This is a genomic window from Gluconobacter sp. P1D12_c, from assembly GCF_018812105.1.
GTDB lineage: Bacteria > Pseudomonadota > Alphaproteobacteria > Acetobacterales > Acetobacteraceae > Gluconobacter > Gluconobacter oxydans_A.
Map to the genome: position 1 here is coordinate 1 of NZ_JACSIQ010000762.1, position 381 is coordinate 381.

1 protein-coding gene is annotated in these 381 nt (G+C 52.3%); it reads right to left on the minus strand.

Annotation, left to right across the window (positions count from 1 at the left end; genetic code table 11):
* The coding region (locus KP705_RS19085; protein ID WP_215765446.1) for a transposase at positions 1 to 323 on the minus strand (323 nt) is incomplete at its 3' end.
* Positions 324 to 381 lie beyond the last annotated feature (58 nt).

Genomic DNA, 381 nt, shown 5'->3' on the forward strand with positions numbered 1-381 from the left:
AGCCAGACCGTTTTGGCATCCGGCACGCGGTCCGACAGCCCCAATCCCAGAAAGCGCATGAACGACAGGCGGTCGTTGATCAGATACTCTGTCCGTTCATCAGACAAAGTGTTCAACGTCTGGATSACCAGRATTTTGAACATCAGCACCGGATCAAATGGCGGTCGYCCGCCYTTGCTTCCATCTGAATAGGCCAGTGCCTTCTCCAGATCAGGACGGAACACTTCAAAATCCACAGTCCGGGAAAATGCTTCGAGCTCATCACCAAGCCCGCTCAAGCGAGTCAAACGCTCTTCAACATCAAAGAAACCAAGCTGCTTCATAGCGTCATTCCCTCAGTCAGAACCGGACGAATGGAATCACAGAGCAGACCTCAAAACC